We start from the raw sequence: 18,239 nt of genomic DNA, 5'->3' as shown, positions 1-18,239 counted from the left end.
CTTAACGCAAAAATATCCGAAGAATAGTGCCGATTGATCGGCCACCAGTAGCCTTGTTCCAAGGCAAACCAAGCACCAAGGAAATTTTATGAACAGTTCAAAAACCAGTCTATCCGGCAACCACATGGCCTTGGCTGTGTTATCCGCGCTGATAGGTTCGCCTGCCTGGGCCAACACGATCAACGTCACCAATTTGCTTGATGTAGCCGCTGTGGCGGATGGCAGTTGCACACTGCGCGAAGCGGTCGCCAACGCGAATAGCGATAGCGATACCACCAGCGGCGATTGTCCGGCCGGAGCGGGCGCCGATATCATCACCTTTGGCGTCAATGGTACTGCTGTGCTGAGCAGCACCCTGACCATCAGCGATGTCGATGGACTGACCCTTGATAGCTTGGGTCGTAGCGTCACGCTAAGCGGCGGTAACGCCGTGCGCGTGTTTTGGGTCACACCCGGCGCGGGCTTAACGTTAAAGAATCTGACCGTCGCCAACGGTTATGCGGACCCGCAGGGCGGCGGCGTTTATAACCAATTCGGTAACCTCACCGTGTTGAATAGCACCTTCGTCGGCAATACCGCCACCCGCACCGGCGGCGGCATCGCCAACTACTCGGATACCTCACTAGCCAATCCCGGCGGCAATCTCACGGTGGTTAACAGTACGTTCTCCGGCAACAGTTCGGTTTTCGGCGGCGCGATTAGAAACTCCGGTATCTCGGCGACGATTATCAACAGCACCATTGTCGGCAATAGCGTGCAGCTACCCGTTTGCCCACCGGGCTTTTTTTGTTCACTGGAAGATAACGGCGGCGGAATCGAAAACCTGGGTACGCTGAATCTACATAACAGCATCGTCGCCGGCAATACGGCGGCGGTGGGTGATGCCGACATTGGCGGTTCGCCAACGACCGCCAGTTACAACTTGATTGGCTTTCCCGCTACCTTGTTTTATAGATGGAACGGTGTTGGCCCGATAGTGCCGGTGCACGGCAGCAATGGTAATATCACCGGTGTCGATGCGAGCACATTGGTCGCAGCTACTTTGGCTAACAACGGCGGCCCGACCCAAACCTTGGCGTTAATCCCTGGCAGCGCCGGCATTGATGCCGCCGATAACGCACTGTGCGCAACTGCACCGGTGAGCAATTTGGACCAACGCGGCTTGGCTCGTCCGCAAGGCCCGCAATGCGATATCGGTGCTTTCGAATTGGCTGCGGTACCTTCCGCGGATCTGGCGGTCAGCGGCACAGCCAGTGCGGCGATGGTGCGCGACAGCCTGACCTTGACAATTGTCGTTAAGAATAACGGTACAGCCGATGCCACCGGTGTGAAGTTAATCGATACCTTGCCGGCCTCCGGCTTATCCTCAATCACAGCAACCGCGTCGCAAGGCAGTTGCAGTGCGCCGGTCAGCGGTAAGATCACTTGTAATCTTGGTAGCCTGGCGAATACAGCCAGCGCCACGATCACCGTCAAAGCCATTCCCACCGCTGCGGTTACGTTGAGCAATCAAGTGACTGTGCTTGCCGACCAAAACGACGGCCAGCCGCTTAACAACAGCGCCACGCAAACCGTCGCGGTGCAGCCGCTATTGTGTAATGGTCTGGTGCCCACCATCGTCGGCACCCCTGGTGCGGATACTTTAGTTGGTAGCAAACGCCGCGACATCATCCACGGTTTGAGCGGTAACGACACCATCAGCGGCGGCGCGGATAACGACATCATCTGCGGCGGCCTAGGCCAAGACACGCTGAAAGGCGACGCCGGCAACGACACCCTGAACGGCGAAGCGGGGACGGATAGCTGCAACGGCGGTTCCGGCACCGATACCGCGACCAATTGCGAGGCTAAAACCGGTATTCCTTAGGCTAAGCCGGCGCTAAAAGATTAAAAAATTGTAATTATTCAGCGCGAAGGACAACAGCTCTTCTCCAGAGGGAGAGGCAGGGTGAGGGGGAATCAAAATTAGGCACTTGCGAGTTTAATTCTCCTCTCCCCAGTCCTCTCCTCGCGCACCCGCTGGGCATAAAGGATAGGGTTGGGGTGAGGAGAGCAAATCAGCAACGTAGGTTGGGTAGAACAACGTGAAACCCAGCGGAAACCATCAAAGCCGGCCTCGTTTGCCGGCTTATTTTTTTGGTATGGCCGGGTGCCGATTACCCAAGTGATCAATGTCGTCCAAGCTCATAAGCGGCGAATACATTAGGTCGTTAATATCGCTGGAGCGCTCCCAGCCCAAAACCATCTGGCCAATGGCGCGTTTGGTCATTTTTACGAATCGCGATTCGAGCTGTTGGCGACCGCCGGGCGAATTTTCCGGTTCAGGGTGCATGCGCGCGGCGGAAACCACCGAACAGCGGCAGACCTTGTCGTGGTAGGAAAACTGGAAACGAAAATTCCGGGCTCGGCTGTTGATGTCGCGGTTGGTCAAAAAAATAAAATAGGTGTTGCTATCCGCTTCCGGCAAACGCTGCATTACGGTTTTAGCCTGTTCGAAGATGTCTTCCGCCGCGAATTGTTGAGAGCCAGGCATCGGCATCAGGCCTTGCGTGCCCATCGCCACTGTACCCTTAACCCAAAGCCCGAATTCCTTACTCAAATCCCTGCCGATTTGCGCCGCAACATCTTCCGAGAAATCATTCAACGGAATCAGATAAACATTCACGGGACCGGTTTTTTCGGCAGCAGCCGACGGGTATAGCGAGGCGGTTGATAGGGATTTTGGAGCTGGAACTGGGTCGGTTACGGCTAATGGCTGGGTATAGGGAGAGCTTGTTGTGCAGCCGGCCATGGCGGCCAACAAAATAATCGTCATTAATAAATGTTTCATTGGGTGTCCTAGTCTGCGTAAGCTGAATTTTCGGCGCTGAAGGGACGCTTGATCACTGATGTTTATGGCGATGTAAATGCAGCTATTGGTGTTAGATAAATAGTAATTTTTCATTCAAGCGTTCTGCGCTCCTGGGGCAGGGTGTTTTCTCGGCCATGATTCAAAAAATCGTCAGGCAATGCGGCCAAGGCGTCGAATATTGTGGCAGCGCTGGCAGGCGTTTCTCGTAAGACGATCTCATCGCCCCGGCGAAATATTTCCACCCTGGCAGTGTTGAAACGAAATTCCTTGGGTATTAGCACCGTCTGTCTATTGCCGGATTGAAAAACTCGGGTGTAGGCCATCTAGTTCCCCTAATGGATTGTGTTACGCGAAGTATATAATTTTTGAGGCATGCGTAAATATTGCGCGCGAATAGGATGTCAGTCTGATGAAGCCAGAGGAACAGCTGCTCATGTCATTGGTGAATGGCGTGATTTATTGCACGCCTCCCTAGTATCCGGCCGTAATACCCGCTAGTATCGGTCCAACAAAGTCACAGGTGGATTTGAATATGAATATTACCGAACTACATCAGCTACCCGCCATCGAAAAACTCAAGATCATCGAAGCGCTTTGGAACGACTTAGCCGAAGACGAGACCAGTCTTCCGCCTCTGGCGTGGCACGAAGTCGAGCTAAAACAGACTGAAGCCGGGTTTTTGGTCGGAGACATTGAGGCTGTGGATTGGCGGCAAGCTAAAAAAGAATTGCGCTCGCAGTTTGAATGAAAGTCCGGGTTCTCCGTTCGGCAATCGATGATTTGGGGCGAGCGCGTAAATTTTACGAACGTCAGGAAGCAGGCCTCGGCGACTATTTTTTCGACAGCCTTTTCGCTGAAATCGATTCCTTAGCTTTATACGGCGGTGTTCATGCGGTTCATTTTGGCTTTCATCGCATGCTGGCGAAACGTTTTCCTTACGCCATTTATTACAAAATCCTTGACGGCCAAGTCGTTGTTTTTCGTGTACTCGATTGCAGGAGCATTCCAAATCGTTTTTGGGGTGGTTCTGAATAGGGTAAGGCCATAGCCGCATGAAAGGATTGGTGAAACCCATTGGAAAAGTTAAACACTCGGTTTTCCTCAGCCTGCGTCGCTGTCATCCCAACGAAAGTTGACTTGATAACCACGCTACGACATCTTCATATTCTCCAAATGCGCAAGAGTAATAGGGGACGCTTAAATGTTGGGAGATTATTTCGCTCCGGGCTTTTTCTTCATTTTGGAAATTCTCAATAACAGAAATATCTAAAGAGTTGCCGTCGCGGTTGTGTAACCGGGAGTATATTTTTTCGGGTGTGTCAGTCAGCTCTATGATGACTTCAATTGGGATGGATTCAAATATATCAATTGAAATATTTATAATATTTTCACCATCAAACAAGCAGAAGTGTCCGTCTAATAAAATATATTTCGAGTCGGTTTGTAAGTGTTTTAGGGCTGTAATTAGGTGGTCTTGATTGCTGTCTGCGTCAAGAACGTTTTTATTTGTATCAATTTCTCCGCGCTTGATGTCTTTTATGAGAGAGGATGCCGAAAATATTGGTAAGTTAATGCGCTTATTTATTTCCGAGCACAAATATCCTTTTCCAACTCCATGTACTCCTGAAACAAAAATAACTTTAAATTTGTACATGCTCACCTTTTCTTCTCTTTAGTCTATTGAAATCGTTCCGACTGATGTAGCAAAATGACTGTGGTATGCTAAAGAAACTATTTATTTCTTTTGGGTCAAAAGGTCTAGTAAATCGCTTTACAGTTTCTAGCTCAATTGCATATGCGTATTCAGAGTTATTAAAATAATTTATGTAATCATCTTTGGTAATACCTGCATGTAGGGAAACCATTTCCCATAAGTCAGAGACAGTGTTTTTGTGAATCATCTTGACTTTGGCATAACCAACAACTTTTCCAATTGGTGATGTTGCATATATTAATATGTAATCAAATGGGTTTTTGGGTAGGCGTTTTCTAAGCTCGTATTTTTTTTCGCCGCTCAAAATGCGGCTAGAATAAATAGGCTTAATTGGATAAAATGCAATTGCTAAGGTTGGCTTCATTTATTATATTTATTGTTTTCTGTTTGTTTATTTTTGTTATTGACTGAATTGGGCCGCTAACTATATCCATAGACTTTAGTTTGTTGAAGTAAATATTTTTTTGCAAATGACCAATCAATCTGAATAGTATTATTTTGGTTTGCTTACCGCGCATCTTCTGGATTTCTGCAAAAGAATATACTGTCCTTTTTGATACCCATTGAAATATTTTTTCGGGATCATTTTCGATGTAAAATTGATCAACAATTCCATAAGACGTTATGGCTTTTTCATCTTCAGTTCTGTAAAAAAACAAGACATCGCCAGCTTTAATCGAATTAGACTTCGAGTTACATAAATATGCTTTTTTTATGGTATTTCCAGCAGACGATATTTCATCGCGGAATAGGTCATTTTGCCTTGATTTTTCAGGAAATAAAATGTCATGATACTGCGGTTTTATTGGAACCAGGTAAACCGAATTATTGCTTATTTTTAGTTTTGGGAAAAACTTTATCGAATACTCTAAAGGAAGTAAGTTGTTAACTGGAAAATTTTTTGGAAAATTCTTGACAAAAACATTGTCTCGTCCCTTGCACTCAATGCCGTATAAATAAAATCCAAAGTCATAAAAAAGATCTTCCAGCATGCCATGTTTATTTGGTTCAACGGTAACGTAAATATTATCTATGTCGTTATCTGTTGCGTAATTGAAAGCCTGCTTTAATAGCAGTTCCCCTATTTTATATCCTCTCTTCAATACTTTAAATGTACATAGTTTCAATACAAGGCCTGGTAGTCCTTTATTTTCAGTTGTAACGATAGGATTTTTCTCGATATTATATATACATATTGCGTGTATATCGTTATTGCTGGTACAGATCCATGCTCTCCGGCCTGTTTTTGAGCACTTTTCAATATACCAGTCATCAAATCCGTTGTATGCTTCTCTTAAAGAGTCAAAAAACGGATTTTTTAGTTCCAGTGTATAGCAGGGCACATCTTGAACACTTGGATAGAGTTTTAATGTTTGTGATTCTGAAGTCGCTAAAACAGTTATGGCTTGATCGACAGTTAATACTCGTTCTTGAGCGCCAATGCGTTTAGCTTTTCTGTGTATGCCTTCGTCTTGAGTTATAAGCCAATGCACACAGTTTTTGTGTACGGCTAATAAAATAAGGTTGTCTATACTGTCGTTTTCTTTTTTTGGACAGCCAAATAAGGGTTCCTCTTCACCTTCCAAAAATATAGGGGGAGACTCTAATTGTGAATACTTATGTAGCCTACTAAGTATTTTTTGTTTTCTATCTTCGTTTTTATCTCTAAATAAATCAATAGCAGTTCCGGGATGTATTAAGAGTTGATGTTTACTTACTGTGAGTCTATTCAATTCAGCAATAGCGCCATTCATGCCGATAGATGAATCTTCAAGCGGTATAAAAATATTGGTATCTAATAGAATGCGCATGTTGAATATTTCTATAGAGTGTTTTTTTGTATAAAAATGTATTTATTCATGCTTATTAAACCCAAATAATCCATTAGCCACATCCGCCCAGCCCTAGAATCAGCGGAGGAGAAGAGGTGTCGTTCCATAGACCTATGAACCAAGCGCGTTTTCGGCGAGGAACGAAAAGTCTCGTAGGGTATGCACGGCATACCAATTGTTTTGCCACAAAATCCAAATCAACCGCCGCGCTGATAATGATACCGACAAGCAATGACAGTAATATGGCTATCGGAAACGGCATAAACCAAGCGATGCGTATCGTTTATACGGCGCGACCAAAAACCGGCAAGGTTTTCCTTTAACGCTTCCGGTTTGCCGATGCCTTCGAACGGTGTACGCAATACTTCCGTAATCAGCTTGTTGATCCGGATTAGGGTTTTTTTATCCTGTCCTTGCCAGTATAGATAATCGGACCACGCGGCTTCTGTCCAACCCAGCAGTCTAGTCATCCAATAAAGCTCGTTCCGTAGTTTGGCCTTGGCGGTATTGGGCAATGGATTCGGCCAGGTGGGCGGCGTTGGCGGGCGATTTCAGCAGGTGCACGGTTTCCATCAGGCTGTTGTAATACTCTAGCGACATAACTACTGCGTCCTGGCTGTCACGGCGGGTAATGACTGTGCAATCGGCGTCGTTGACTACTTGGTCTAGCAGTGCTTTAAGTCCATTTCGGGCTTCTGTGAACGAGACTATGCGCATAATTGAACCTCAGTTGTGCCTAATGTTGTACAAGTCTAGGTTGTCGGGTGGGGCTTTGCAACTTTGCGGTTAGGTAGGCCGGAATAAGCGAAAGCGTTTCCGGCAAACTTAGCAGCCAGAAACGGCTGTCGGCTTATGGCGAGTTTGTTCGGGTAACAACTTTGGCTAGCCAGCCGCCCAGAGTAAGAGATAGGTATCAAGCAGCAGTTTCATCGTCGGAGCCGAATAACTGGGCAATCTGTTCGCTGCCCATAATGTCAAAATCGTCGGGCACTTTGATATGCCCGCTTAGGAACCCCAAGCGTCGGATCTGATCGCCAGTTGAGCTGTCCAGCGCGGAAACTTTAACCAACTGTTTGCCTGCTTTGGCAATCATGAACGGTTCGCCTTTGGCGGCTTGTTCGACCAAGCGAGATAAGTGAGTTTTTGCCTCGTGGATATTTACTGTTTGCATGAAGACCTCCGATAAACCAAGTTGAGTTGGTTTAGCCGATCACGCATCTTTGCCGTTTGTCCCCTCAAAGTACTAGCGTTTGCTGATTTAGCCGGCTAATAAACTCTCGTATGGAATCGCCAAGCCGTCGTGCAGGCGTTTGATCATTCTTAGGCTTAAAGGGCGTTTGCGGTTAAGGACTTCCGATACGCGGCCGCTGCTGCCGATATAAGTTTCCAGGTCTTTTGCGCTAAGGTTTTGCTGCTCCATACGGAATTTGATGGCCTCGATAGGGTCTGGCGGGGCGATAGCGTAATGTTTGTTTTCGTAAACCTCGATCAAGGTAACCCATACCTCCATTTCATCGGCCTCCGGGGTATCCGGTTCGGCTTGGAATATGGCTTCCAGCCGTTGAAAGGCGGCTTTTAATTCATCGTCGTTTCGGATTGGCTTAATAGTCATTGACCGTCTCCACGTCAATTAGGTCGTATTGGGCATGTGTGCCAACAAACTTTATCCAGGCAATGCCGGCGCGATATTGCATTTCTAATGCTGGACGGTATTTGTTGCCGCCTAGATTTACTGAGCAGAGTGCATGTCGCTCGCTAATTGAATTTGCGTTACTGGGGATGCGCCGACTGTAGCTCGGCGCATCCATTCCAAAACAAGTCTACTCGTCGTCCTGGCAGCCAAAATGATATTGGTAATCCGCGATTGCGCGTCTGATGACCTCATGTGCCTCTTCGCGGCCGTAGACATGAGTAATTTCGCAGACGCTTTTTTCGCTGGGTAAATGTTTGTAGGTCAGGAAGTAATGCTTCAAACGATTGATATACGATTCCGGGCAGTCCGAGACGTCGCGCCATTGCCGGTAGAATTCGTCGCCTTTCATTACCGCGATGATTTTATCGTCGGCCTCGCCGCCGTCCAGTAAACGAAAGCCGCCGATGGGAATGGCTTGCAGCAGGATGTCGCCATGCGTCACGCTGCGTTCGCTCAGTACACAAATATCCAGTGGGTCGCCGTCGCCCTTGCTGACCGGTTTGCCGGATTGTGCGGCGGCATATTCGGCGATTTTTTCCGCGCAATAACTACGCGGAATGAAGCCGTACAGAGTCGGAATCATGTTGGAGAATTTTTGCGGCCGGTCGATTTTCAGATAACCGCTGTCTTTGTCGATTTCGTATTTCACCGTATCGGACGGCACGATTTCTATGAAGGCGGTGACGATATCCGGGGTGTTGTCGCCGGGCGAGATGCCGTGCCAGGGGTGGGCTTTGTGTTTTATATTCATCTAAGGTTCAGGGCTTTGGGGAACAAGGTTATAGGGATATTTACCAGGATGGGGGCAATCCGCAAGGCAATCAAGCCTAATACTAGTATCTGATTGGGCTTGCGTGATATGCCGTTGAATGTGGTTGTCGAAATTACTCTTCGCTGGCCACTGCTGCAGGTTTGAGTTTCATGTCTTTATTCAGCCGTTGCAGGCGTTTGATCATTTCTTTTTTCATCTGTTCGCGGCCTATTGAGTGCTTCAGGCTGCTGCCTATGCCCGCGACTTGATCGGTGGAGCTGCGGATCGAGTAAAACACCAGTGTGCCGTCTTTATAAGGCAAGCCGCCGGCGACCACTTGGCTGGAGTTGTAAGAGTGGCCGACGTAAAACTGTCTGGAGACGATGATGCCGCCGCCTTCGCCGATGGCGATGACGCGGTGATTGAGTACGGCGGTGGGGCGGTCTTCCACGCGCCGGTTCAACCACAAAAACTGTTCGCTGGCATTGGCCGGCAATGCGGCTGGGTAGTTTAACCAGGCTTGTTGCAATTCCGGAAAGTAACGCGCCCAGGCTTTGCTGTTCACGGCGTCGTTACGCAGTTCCGCGGCCGGGTCGGCTGTGCCGCCGTCGCGGCTGTAAGGGGCAATGCCGGCCAGGCCGCTTTTTTTATAGGCTTGCAGGCGTTGCAGTAAAAACTCGCGGTATTTTTGGTTGGCGGTTCTCAGTATGGTTTTGTTGTCGGCGTCTTCCAGTCCGGCTTGCAGACTTTTCAAACTGTCCAGTTCGGCTTTGGAGAGGTTGAATTCGTCGCCCGGCTCCGCTTCCAGAAAGGCCTTGGCTTCGTCCAATTGCTTTTCGGTAAAAGCAAACTTCTTAAAACTATCGACGCTGGCGTTATCGACCAGTATGCCGGTGGCGACGATGTCGCTCTCGCCGGCGTTGAGTTTGCCCTTTTTGATGTAATCGGCCAGTTGCGGCAAGCCTACCGGTATGATCATCGCTACGCCAATAGCGAGTTCTTTTTGGCTGGTTTCGCTGACGTCGTAACCGACGATTTCGCCGCGTTCCAATTGCGGGATTTGCGCTGCGCTGATGCCGAAGTTCTGTAGCGCTTGCTGTGGGCTCGGCGCGTCTTGAGCGTATGCCGCTTGCTGAAATAGCGCGGCGGCACTCAGTAAAAGGATGGGAAAAGACAGTTTGTGGATCAACATAAAAACTCCGTTTCAAATAGGTATTCTGATAAAAAGTATGAGGCTTTGGGCCGAAGATTGCCGAAAGCGTTTATTCTGAAAACGTGTGTGCATCGCCGCGCGCCGTTTATTTGTCCGAACCGAACAATTTAGAAATACTGGAATCGCCGCGTCCGGCCGGTTTTGCCGGCGTTGTTGCCATTGAGGTGGGCGCTGGCTGCGGTGTCGGTTGCTGATTTTCCGTATCGAACAGCCGCGCAAACTCAGAAGCAGGCAGCGGTTTGGAAAATAGATAGCCTTGGCCGTAGTCGCAGCCGGCGGCAGTTAGCAATTCCAGTTGCTGCGCGGTTTCGATGCCTTCGGCTATCACTTTCAAGCCCAGTTTATGCGCCATCACGATAATCGCTTCGCACAGCGCCAGGTCGCTGGAATCGGCTTCCAGATTGCGTACGAAACTCTGGTCTATCTTCAGATAATCGATGTCGAATTTTTTCAGATAAGACAGTGACGAATAGCCGGTGCCGAAATCGTCGATAGCCACCTGGATACCGGCATCGCGGTAGGCGAATAAATGGTCGCGGACAATATTGTCGGCATCCAGTAACAGGCTTTCGGTAATTTCGATGACGACGCATTGGCCGGATAAGCCTAGCTCATGCAAATAGTCTATCCATTTGCTGTCACCCAGATTGCTGCGCGTAAATTGTACCGGCGACTTGTTAATACCCATTTGTAAATCCGGGCGATAGTGGGCGCGCCACTCGGCGACTTGTTTTGCCGCCATCCGAAATACCCAATCGCCGATATCGACTATGAGCCCGGTCTCTTCCGCCAACGGAATAAATTCCGCCGGGCTGATCATGCCGCGCGTGGGATGCTGCCAGCGGATCAGCGCTTCGGTTTTATGCATTCTGCCGTTGCTCAATTCGATTATCGGTTGATAGTACAGGCAAAACTCTTGATTGGTCAGTGCTTGGCGCAGGTCGCTGGTCAGGCGCATGCGGTTTTGCGCGGTTTGCTCCATCTCGCTGGTGAAGAAATTGTAGCGGTTGCGGCCTTGTTGCTTGGCGGAATACATGGCCTGATCGGCGTTTTTAATCAGTTGCTCAGCTTCCAGCGCATCTTGCGGATAGAAGGTAATGCCGATGCTGACCGAGATATAGGCCAGTTCCTCGCCCAAACGAAACGGTTCGGCAAGCTGGTGCAGGATGGCTTGCGCGACGCGGTCTATGCTGGTTTGCGAGTCCAATTCGCCCAGAATGATGGTGAACTCGTCGCCGCCCAGCCGAGCCACCGTATCGACATTCCGCACGCAAGCCAAGATGCGCCGCGCGGTTTCCTGCAACAAAATATCGCCCATGCCGTGACCCAGGGTATCGTTGATCTCTTTGAAGCGGTCCAAGTCCAGCAGCATCACCGCCAGGCTGTTTTTGTCGCGCTGGGCTTTTTTGATTTCTTGGTTCAATCGATCCTGGAACATGCGTCGGTTGGCCAAGTCGGTGAGCGGGTCGAAATTGGCTTGGCGCCAGATGGTTTGTTCGACATGTTTTTGCTCGGTAATTTCCGAGAACATCGCCACCCGGCGCTCTACTTCGCCGTGTTCGCCGTAGATGGTGTTGATCACCAGCCATTCTTGGTAAATATCGCCGTTTTTGCGCTTATTCCAGATCTCGCCTTGCCAGTGGCCGGTTTGTAACAGCGAGTGCCACATGGTCTGATAAAAATCCGGATCGTGGCGGCCCGATTTTAGAATGTCGGTGGACTGGCCTATCGCGTCTTCCGCGGTATAGCCGGTCAGGTGGGTAAACGCTTCATTGATTGCTATGATGCGATTATCGGCATCAGCGACCATCACCGCTTCGCCGATAGCCTGATAAATCATCGCCATTAACTGCATTTCGTGCTCAAGGCGTTTGCGCTCGCTGATGTCCAGCACCGAGACGATAATGTAGCGACGGTTGTCTATATCGATAGGCGTCAAGCTGATTTCCACCGGAAATTCCGTGCCGTCGCCGCGTATTGCGGTGAGTGAGCGGCTGGCACTCATGGGCCGCGCTTTGTTCTCTTGTAAAAATTGCGCGCGCTGCGCCGGGTGTTTGGCGCGGGCACGTTCCGGTACCAGCGCATCGACAGTCAGGCCTATCAGCTCATCCAAAGTATAAATAAATACTTTCGCCGCGGGCGGGTTGGCGAGTTTGATGAAACCGGTTTCTCCGACTAAAAGAGTGGCTTCCGGCGAACCATCGACAATCTTGGACAATTGCAGCCATTGCAGCTGTTTGCGTTCGGTAATGTCAGTTTGGGTACCGATCATCCGCAAGGCCTTGCCCTGGGCATCGCGGCTGATCACCAGGCCACGGGTCAGAATCCAGCGCCATTGGTTGTCGCCATGTTTTACTCGATGCTCGTTGCTGAAGCGCTCGCTGCGATTTTCCAGATGTGTCTGCAAATCGGCCATCATCCGGGCGCTATCTTCCGGGTGTATCGTGGCTTCCCAATTACGGTAATCGTTTTCTCTGTCTTGTTCGCTGAAGTTCAGAATCTCCATACAGCGCGGCGACAGAAACACTTTGCCATTGGTCAAATCCCAATCCCAAACGCCGTCACCGCCGCTTTCCAACGCAAATTTCCAGCGCAATTCGCTTTCTTGTAATAATTTTTCCGATAACTTGCGTTCGCTGATGTCCGTGGAAATGCCGCACACTGCGTAAATTTCGCCTTGCGCATTGCGTAGCGGAAACTTGTGCGACAAATACGTGTGAATTTTACCGTCTTGATGGGTGAGTTTTTCTTCGAATATCTGCGCTTGGCCGCTATTGACGACCGCTAAATCGTTTTCCCACAGTAGTTTGGTGTCGTCGCCCGGAAATAAGTCGATATCCCGTTTGCCTCTGACCGTCTCGTTATCAACCGCGAACAGTTTTTCAAATTGGCGGTTGATCAGCTGGTATTGGCCTTGCAGGTCTTTGCTGTAAATCACCGTGGGCGTATTGTCCAAAATGCTTTGAAACCGCAATTCGCTAACCGACAGGGATTTGCCGAACTCGATGTTTAAGGATTCATCCTTGATCAGTTCGATAACGCCGACAATACGCTCCTGGTCGTCACGTAAGGGCATTTGCGTCGAACTGATCCAGCGGCCGTCGCCGGCGGTGAATGGGGTTTGATAGACGGTTTCGCCTTTTAACGCCTTTTGAATGCCGTCAGGGATTGGCGTTTGCGCCAGCCAGGGAAATAATTCAATGGGGGTTTTCCCCAGGCAAGCGGTTTGCGGCCGCCCCGTCAAGGTTTCCATAAAACGATTCCAGAGTTCGATACGGCCATGCAGATCGTAAACAATCACGCCTTCCTGAACCGAGCGCAGAATGTGTTTGTTGAAATCGCCGAGGGCTTTGCTGAATTGTTCCGACCGCTGGTAGCGCTCGATGGCCAGCGCCAGGGAAATACCGACGCTGGACAGTACCAGCAAAAACGACCATTGCAGCAATAGGCCGGTTTCACTGCTGTCGGCTGCAAAAAAGCCTACCTGAAAAATCGCACCGAACATGCTTTGCAGCATGACCATGCTGATCAGTAACAAGGTGCCATGCAAGCCAAAATACAGTGCGCCGTAAACCAGAAAAGCGAACATATAAAAAGCTTTGCCGTAGTGGCCAAGTTGCCACGGCCACTCCAGGAAAATCATTTGCCCCGCCAGAAACGCTGTTGTGACATAAAGCAACGCGCGCCAAACTTGATACGGGTTCCAGTTAAAACTTGGTGGCTGCCGCCAGACCAAAATAAGCGGCGTGAAAATCGCAATACCCAAGACATCGCCCATCCACCAATGCGCTAGACTGATCGGCCATTGCTGCGCCGTTATGGCGTCGAAATGTAACAGAATTAAGGAGCCCGCCATGGCCGAAACGACCGAAGCCAAGGCGCCGGCAAATAGTATGCGTAAGTAGTCTTGCGGCTGTTGCAGTTTGCGAATCTCCCCCAGCAGATAGCAGCCGACAAGTGCTTCCACGGTATTGCCGAACGCGATAGGCAAGGCCTGCTCCAGCGGATTGCCTGCCCACAGATTGCCAAGTAATGCGCCCAGGAATACGCCGGGCCACAGTTTTTTACCGCCGAGCAGCAAGGCTGCCAGTGCGATGCCGCCAGGCGGCCAGATGATGGAAACGACGTGATTGGCGGCGAAAAACATCAGCACCAGTTTGGCAACGAGTGCGTAGGCGACCGCCAGGCCAACAAGGCGGACTAGTTCTGCATTGGAAAAGGTCGAAAAACGGCGCAAGAGATTACCTTGATTTATTGAAAGCTGACGAATAGACAAACAAAATATCTTGGTTTATCTCACGAAATGCAAGGTTTTGTCACGGGCTAAGTGCTGGGATTTCGGCGCATTCCTAGCGGATGAAAGGTGGCTTCGCGTTGGTGATTTACCTGCGCCGGCTTATGTTTATACGCCCAAATTTTCAACTTCCACCGCCACTTTTAATTCGTGGTTTTGGCCGCCGAAAATCACGCCTTTCAACGGCGTGACATCGCTGTAGTCGCGGCCCCAGGCGACGATGATGTGCCTATCGCCCGGCAATTGGTTGTTGGTGGGGTCGAAATCCATCCAACCCAGGTCCGGTAAGTACACGGAGAACCAGGCATGCGAAGCGTCGGCGCCTACCAGTTTTTTCTTGCCGGGCGGCGGCAGGGTTTCGATATAACCGCTGACATAGCGGGCGGCCAGGCCTTGCGAACGGATGCAGCCTATGGCCAGATGGGCGAAATCCTGGCAGACGCCGCGCCGGTGTTGCAGGACGGTGGTCAGCGGCGTGGCCAGATTGGTGAATTCCGGATCGAAGGTGAAATCGCGGTGGATACGTTGCATCAGATCGTGTATCGCTTCGATCAACGCCTTGCCGGGTGTGAACGAGGCTTGCGCATAACCGGCTAGCTCGGCATCGGCGGCGATGAACGGCGAATCCAAGGCAAATTGCCGGGCCTCCAATAGTGGTTCGCTTCTGTCGTTCCAGAGCGCTTCCTTGACCAGTTCCCAGCTCATGCCGTGGCTGAAGTCCAACTGCACCGGTTGCGGAAAAATCTGTACTTCGCTGCTGGCGGTGACCACAAACTCCCGATGCGGCTCGCGAATCGAAAACCAGGCAACTTGATTGCCGAAAAAATCGGTGCGGGTCCGATAGTCGCAGGGCAAGGGGGTGATTTTCAGTTGCGAACTGAGCAATTGTTGATTCGGGCAGGGGCGCGGCTGCATCCGCACTTCGTTGTAGGACAAGCCTACGGCCTGTTGGTAACGATAGGTAGTGGTATGGGTAACCCGATAACGCATGGTGACTCCCTTAGGACAGCGATTGCGGCGCGTCCCCGTGGCGGAAATAATTGGCGGTCAAGGTATCGGACAACGCGGCCAACAGTGCGTAAATCTTGCTGAGTTGTTGGTCCAGTGTTTCGCGAATGCCGGATTCGGATACGCTCAATAAATCGTCGATGTTGGCGATATTTAGAAGACAACTAGCCTCTAACAGTAGCCGCTCTTCAGCGCTTATTCGGCGCGTGCTGGGTTCGCGCGGTAGTTTACCGACATGTTCCTGCAAACGGGCGATTTGATAGGCCAGTGAGCGGGGATTGTTGGGGTCCATCAGCAGCAATTCCAAAAACGAGGCCAACTCCAGATTGCTCCGGTAATGCTGGCGGTAGCAAATCAGGTTGTCGCTGGTATCCAGCAAGGATTCGATCAAGCGGGTTTCCGCCGCTTCGCTTTGCGGCATTGTAAACGCCGTTCTCAACACCGATACCAGTTGCAAGCCGCGCTCCAGGCGCCGGCCGATGTCCAAAAACAGCCAGCCGTTGCCGCGCGTCATGCTTTCCATCACCAGACCACTGAATGCGGAGAGCGTGGTGATCAGCTGATCCATTTGCTCCTGCATCGACCATAAACCGATTTTGCCGAGGCGGCGAGCTTCGGAAACCTGTTCCTCGATTTCGTCGATGACCCGCCAGGTATCCGATGACCATAAATCGCGCACCGCGTAACCGGATTGGGTCATTCTGTTTACCGTGTTGGCCAGGCTGCCCGCTCGGCTTTCGTCGACCACTACCGCCAGTAATTCGGCTTCGGGGGTGTGCAGCAAGCTTTCTTTATCTTCGGCAAAAAAACCGGGGTAGGTACCGGTCATGCTGGTGACGCAGCGCAGCTGGGTTTCCAGACTGAGCTGATAGTCCGGGCTGTCGCGGTCAGGGTTGCTGAACAGTTTTTTTATCGTGGCCCGCAACAAGCGTACGCCACCTTCTGCGCGTTCCGCGTTGCGGCCGACCCAGAAAATATTGTCTGCGGCGCGGCTGGGTAAGGCATTGCCGTGGCCGGCCAGGCTGCTGCTGCGCTTGGCCGGAATGGCCGGGTGCTGCGGCTCCGTCGCGACCACCCAGGTATCTTTACTGATGCCGCCGGTTTGGTTGGTGATCATCATATTGCCGTATTGCGGCGCGCTGCGGCTCAAGCCGCCCGGCATCAGGGTATAACCGTCTGCTCGCGCCACCATAAAGCAGCGCAGCAAGGTTTGGCGGGGTTCGTAGCCGCCGGAAACCATCGCCGGTACGGTGGAAAAGCTTTCGTATTCCTGACCGACGTAAAGCGCCGGGCGGGCCTTGATGCGTGCGCGCCAGTCCGCGAGTTGCGCTCGACTCAGTTGATGGCCGAACACCGAGTGTTCGCCGGGTTTGCGGTAGATCGGTTTGATGACCAGACGTTCCAGATTGGCAAGCACGTAATTTAACTCGCGGGCTTGGCCGCACCACCAGGTGGCTATCGAATTTAGCTTTAGGGTTTGGCCCAGGAAGTATTTGGCGATGCCAGGCAGGAAGGGCATGATGCCGGGATTTTCCAGCACGCCGCTACCCAGCGGATTAGCAATCGCCACATTGCCGCGTCTGACGACTTCCAATAAGCCGGGGACGCCTAGCCTCGAGTCTTCGCGCAGTTCCAGAGGGTCGCAGTAATTGTCGTCCACCCGCCTTAGAATCACGTCCACCCGTTGCAAGCCGACCAGCGATTTCAGCCAGACATAGCCGTCGCGAATGGTCAGGTCGTCGCCCTGTACCAGGGGGTAACCCAAATAGGAGGCCAGGTAGGCGTGTTCGAAAAAGGTTTCGTTCAGCGGACCGGGAGTCAATACCACCACGCGCGGGGTATCGGCGTCGCCGGGGGCGATGGCATTCAGGCCGGCGCGCAAGGACTGGAAAAAACGCGCCAGGCGGTGGACGTGGGTATCGCGAAACAAGCTGGGCAAGACCCGCGACATGGCCAAGCGGTTTTCCAACGCGTAGCCGGCGCCGGATGGCGCTTGAGTACGGTCGCCAAGTACCCACATCTTTTTATCCGGGCCGCGCGCCAGGTCGGCGGCGCACAGCACTAACTGATGTTGGCCGGGCAAGCTTACTTGATCGCAAACGCGCAGGAAGCCACCGTGGTTGTAGATCAGCTCCAGCGGCAGCAGGTTTTTCTTGATGAGCTGGCGCGGGCCGTACAGGTCGGCCAAAATCAGGTTCAACAGTTCGGCGCGTTGCAGTAGTCCGGCCTCAATGTCGAACCACTCGTCGCCGGAAAGCAATAGCGGTATCGGGTCGAGTTGCCAAGGGCGGTTAATACCGTCCGGGTCGCCGTAGACGTTGTAGGTGACGCCGTTTTCGCGCAGCAGCCTTAGCGCTTCCTGGTGGCGTTCACCCACTTCGCGGGGGCCGAGCTGTTGCAATGCCTGCATTAGGTGGGCCCAATGCGGTCTAACCCGGCCCGTCTCGTCCAGCATTTCGTCGTGGATGCCCTTATCGAGGCGGTATCCCGGCGCGAAAGCTTCTGGTGTGCTTAAGGTTTTCATAGGTTTAGTTTGCCGGTTTACCGGGTATAGCGCAATTTATCAAAGCCGATCTCGTTTATTTATATTTTCTAAGCCGGTTTTTTAGCGCCGATGCCGATTCTGACGAGACTTTGGATGAATGCGTAGTCCAATAAACCCGCAAGAAGCATGCCGTTACGATCAGGAATGGCCGCGCGCATGATTGACCGCGTGGGCTCGGTCACTCTGCCTAGAGTAGTCCAATATAAAGCATCGGTTTGATTCAAGCTTCTGAACTAAAGGGTATTTCCCCGCGTTAAGGTAAGATAAGTCGGTCGGGGCCGAGTATATTGATAGCCGTAGGCGCGCGACTTGGCATTGCTATTGCTTTATTTCAGGTA

18 protein-coding genes are annotated in these 18,239 nt (G+C 51.2%); 3 read left to right on the top strand and 15 right to left on the bottom strand.

Going from position 1 to position 18,239, the window contains the following annotated elements; genetic code table 11:
• Positions 1–88: 88 nt before the first annotated feature.
• Positions 89–1,867, top strand: coding sequence for a choice-of-anchor Q domain-containing protein (locus tag ACR64Q_RS17165; RefSeq protein WP_313732519.1), 1,779 nt, complete (start codon positions 89–91; stop codon positions 1,865–1,867).
• A 261-nt stretch (positions 1,868–2,128) separates the two neighbouring features.
• Here ACR64Q_RS17165 and ACR64Q_RS17160 read toward each other — a convergent pair whose 3' ends face one another.
• A complete protein-coding gene (locus tag ACR64Q_RS17160) occupies positions 2,129–2,830 on the bottom strand; it encodes a hypothetical protein (RefSeq protein ID WP_313732518.1) in 702 nt (233 codons plus the stop codon).
• A gap of 110 nt (positions 2,831–2,940) precedes the next feature.
• A complete protein-coding gene (locus ACR64Q_RS17155) occupies positions 2,941–3,174 on the bottom strand; it encodes an antitoxin (protein WP_313732517.1) in 234 nt (77 codons plus the stop codon).
• 209 nt (positions 3,175–3,383) lie between these two features.
• Between ACR64Q_RS17155 and ACR64Q_RS17150 the strand changes: the two genes are divergently transcribed.
• A complete protein-coding gene (locus ACR64Q_RS17150) occupies positions 3,384–3,599 on the top strand; it encodes an addiction module protein (RefSeq protein ID WP_313732516.1) in 216 nt (71 codons plus the stop codon).
• The gene (locus ACR64Q_RS17145) at positions 3,596–3,886 is read left to right on the top strand and encodes a type II toxin-antitoxin system RelE/ParE family toxin (RefSeq protein WP_313732515.1); all 291 of its coding nucleotides are present in this window, start codon (positions 3,596–3,598) and stop codon (positions 3,884–3,886) included. The genes ACR64Q_RS17150 and ACR64Q_RS17145 overlap by 4 nt, the downstream gene beginning before the upstream one ends.
• A gap of 82 nt (positions 3,887–3,968) precedes the next feature.
• Here ACR64Q_RS17145 and ACR64Q_RS17140 read toward each other — a convergent pair whose 3' ends face one another.
• The 13 genes from ACR64Q_RS17140 to ACR64Q_RS17080 all read right to left on the bottom strand — a co-directional run bounded on the left by ACR64Q_RS17140 (position 3,969) and on the right by ACR64Q_RS17080 (position 17,880).
• Entirely contained in the window at positions 3,969–4,505 is a 537-nt protein-coding gene (locus ACR64Q_RS17140; RefSeq protein WP_313732514.1) for an AAA family ATPase, read from the bottom strand.
• Positions 4,492–4,929 carry an ASCH domain-containing protein gene (locus ACR64Q_RS17135; RefSeq protein ID WP_313732513.1) on the bottom strand — a complete coding sequence of 146 codons (438 nt, stop codon included), beginning with the start codon at positions 4,927–4,929 and terminating at the stop codon, positions 4,492–4,494. The genes ACR64Q_RS17140 and ACR64Q_RS17135 overlap by 14 nt, the downstream gene beginning before the upstream one ends.
• On the bottom strand, positions 4,892–6,376 hold the full coding sequence (locus ACR64Q_RS17130; RefSeq protein ID WP_313732512.1) for a PIN domain-containing protein: 1,485 nt from the start codon (positions 6,374–6,376) through the stop codon (positions 4,892–4,894). Before ACR64Q_RS17130 ends, ACR64Q_RS17135 begins: the two co-directional genes overlap by 38 nt.
• A gap of 218 nt (positions 6,377–6,594) precedes the next feature.
• Positions 6,595–6,867: a Txe/YoeB family addiction module toxin gene (locus ACR64Q_RS17125; RefSeq protein WP_313732511.1), complete on the bottom strand. Its 273-nt coding sequence runs from the start codon at positions 6,865–6,867 to the stop codon at positions 6,595–6,597.
• A complete protein-coding gene (locus ACR64Q_RS17120) occupies positions 6,860–7,114 on the bottom strand; it encodes a type II toxin-antitoxin system Phd/YefM family antitoxin (RefSeq protein ID WP_313732510.1) in 255 nt (84 codons plus the stop codon). Before ACR64Q_RS17120 ends, ACR64Q_RS17125 begins: the two co-directional genes overlap by 8 nt.
• Before the next feature lie 196 nt (positions 7,115–7,310).
• Positions 7,311–7,568, bottom strand: coding sequence for a type II toxin-antitoxin system Phd/YefM family antitoxin (locus tag ACR64Q_RS17115; protein ID WP_313732509.1), 258 nt, complete (start codon positions 7,566–7,568; stop codon positions 7,311–7,313).
• Between the two features lie 87 nt (positions 7,569–7,655).
• Positions 7,656–8,009: a helix-turn-helix domain-containing protein gene (locus ACR64Q_RS17110; RefSeq protein ID WP_020484756.1), complete on the bottom strand. Its 354-nt coding sequence runs from the start codon at positions 8,007–8,009 to the stop codon at positions 7,656–7,658.
• The gene (locus tag ACR64Q_RS17105; protein ID WP_313732508.1) at positions 7,999–8,205 is read right to left on the bottom strand and encodes a type II toxin-antitoxin system HigB family toxin; all 207 of its coding nucleotides are present in this window, start codon (positions 8,203–8,205) and stop codon (positions 7,999–8,001) included. Before ACR64Q_RS17105 ends, ACR64Q_RS17110 begins: the two co-directional genes overlap by 11 nt.
• Before the next feature lie 12 nt (positions 8,206–8,217).
• The gene (locus ACR64Q_RS17100) at positions 8,218–8,841 is read right to left on the bottom strand and encodes an inorganic pyrophosphatase (RefSeq protein WP_020484758.1); all 624 of its coding nucleotides are present in this window, start codon (positions 8,839–8,841) and stop codon (positions 8,218–8,220) included.
• A 133-nt stretch (positions 8,842–8,974) separates the two neighbouring features.
• Positions 8,975–10,033 carry a hypothetical protein gene (locus ACR64Q_RS17095; RefSeq protein ID WP_313732507.1) on the bottom strand — a complete coding sequence of 353 codons (1,059 nt, stop codon included), beginning with the start codon at positions 10,031–10,033 and terminating at the stop codon, positions 8,975–8,977.
• Between the two features lie 106 nt (positions 10,034–10,139).
• Positions 10,140–14,291, bottom strand: coding sequence for an EAL domain-containing protein (locus tag ACR64Q_RS17090; RefSeq protein ID WP_313732506.1), 4,152 nt, complete (start codon positions 14,289–14,291; stop codon positions 10,140–10,142).
• A gap of 165 nt (positions 14,292–14,456) precedes the next feature.
• Positions 14,457–15,338: a transglutaminase family protein gene (locus ACR64Q_RS17085; protein WP_020484761.1), complete on the bottom strand. Its 882-nt coding sequence runs from the start codon at positions 15,336–15,338 to the stop codon at positions 14,457–14,459.
• 10 nt (positions 15,339–15,348) lie between these two features.
• Positions 15,349–17,880: a circularly permuted type 2 ATP-grasp protein gene (locus ACR64Q_RS17080; RefSeq protein WP_026602147.1), complete on the bottom strand. Its 2,532-nt coding sequence runs from the start codon at positions 17,878–17,880 to the stop codon at positions 15,349–15,351.
• Between the last annotated feature and the right edge of the window lie 359 nt (positions 17,881–18,239).

Source organism: Methylomonas sp. 2F7, from assembly GCF_057126975.1.
Note: the sequence above shows the minus strand (reverse complement) of the source record. Positions and strands in the feature narration are given on the sequence as shown.

Excerpts from the sequence above, each read along its gene's own strand:
- ACR64Q_RS17110 (WP_020484756.1), bottom strand. The coding sequence starts at position 8,009 with ATGACTATTAAGCCAATCCGAAACGACGATGAATTAAAAGCCGCCTTT.
- ACR64Q_RS17100 (WP_020484758.1), bottom strand. The coding sequence starts at position 8,841 with ATGAATATAAAACACAAAGCCCACCCCTGGCACGGCATCTCGCCCGGC.
- ACR64Q_RS17115 (WP_313732509.1), bottom strand. The coding sequence starts at position 7,568 with ATGCAAACAGTAAATATCCACGAGGCAAAAACTCACTTATCTCGCTTG.
- ACR64Q_RS17160 (WP_313732518.1), bottom strand. The coding sequence starts at position 2,830 with ATGAAACATTTATTAATGACGATTATTTTGTTGGCCGCCATGGCCGGC.
- ACR64Q_RS17150 (WP_313732516.1), top strand. The coding sequence starts at position 3,384 with ATGAATATTACCGAACTACATCAGCTACCCGCCATCGAAAAACTCAAG.
- ACR64Q_RS17145 (WP_313732515.1), top strand. The coding sequence starts at position 3,596 with ATGAAAGTCCGGGTTCTCCGTTCGGCAATCGATGATTTGGGGCGAGCG.
- ACR64Q_RS17125 (WP_313732511.1), bottom strand. The coding sequence starts at position 6,867 with ATGACTAGACTGCTGGGTTGGACAGAAGCCGCGTGGTCCGATTATCTA.
- ACR64Q_RS17135 (WP_313732513.1), bottom strand. The coding sequence starts at position 4,929 with ATGAAGCCAACCTTAGCAATTGCATTTTATCCAATTAAGCCTATTTAT.
- ACR64Q_RS17085 (WP_020484761.1), bottom strand. The coding sequence starts at position 15,338 with ATGCGTTATCGGGTTACCCATACCACTACCTATCGTTACCAACAGGCC.
- ACR64Q_RS17105 (WP_313732508.1), bottom strand. The coding sequence starts at position 8,205 with ATGGATGCGCCGAGCTACAGTCGGCGCATCCCCAGTAACGCAAATTCA.
- ACR64Q_RS17080 (WP_026602147.1), bottom strand. The coding sequence starts at position 17,880 with ATGAAAACCTTAAGCACACCAGAAGCTTTCGCGCCGGGATACCGCCTC.
- ACR64Q_RS17165 (WP_313732519.1), top strand. The coding sequence starts at position 89 with ATGAACAGTTCAAAAACCAGTCTATCCGGCAACCACATGGCCTTGGCT.
- ACR64Q_RS17140 (WP_313732514.1), bottom strand. The coding sequence starts at position 4,505 with ATGTACAAATTTAAAGTTATTTTTGTTTCAGGAGTACATGGAGTTGGA.
- ACR64Q_RS17095 (WP_313732507.1), bottom strand. The coding sequence starts at position 10,033 with ATGTTGATCCACAAACTGTCTTTTCCCATCCTTTTACTGAGTGCCGCC.
- ACR64Q_RS17130 (WP_313732512.1), bottom strand. The coding sequence starts at position 6,376 with ATGCGCATTCTATTAGATACCAATATTTTTATACCGCTTGAAGATTCA.
- ACR64Q_RS17155 (WP_313732517.1), bottom strand. The coding sequence starts at position 3,174 with ATGGCCTACACCCGAGTTTTTCAATCCGGCAATAGACAGACGGTGCTA.
- ACR64Q_RS17120 (WP_313732510.1), bottom strand. The coding sequence starts at position 7,114 with ATGCGCATAGTCTCGTTCACAGAAGCCCGAAATGGACTTAAAGCACTG.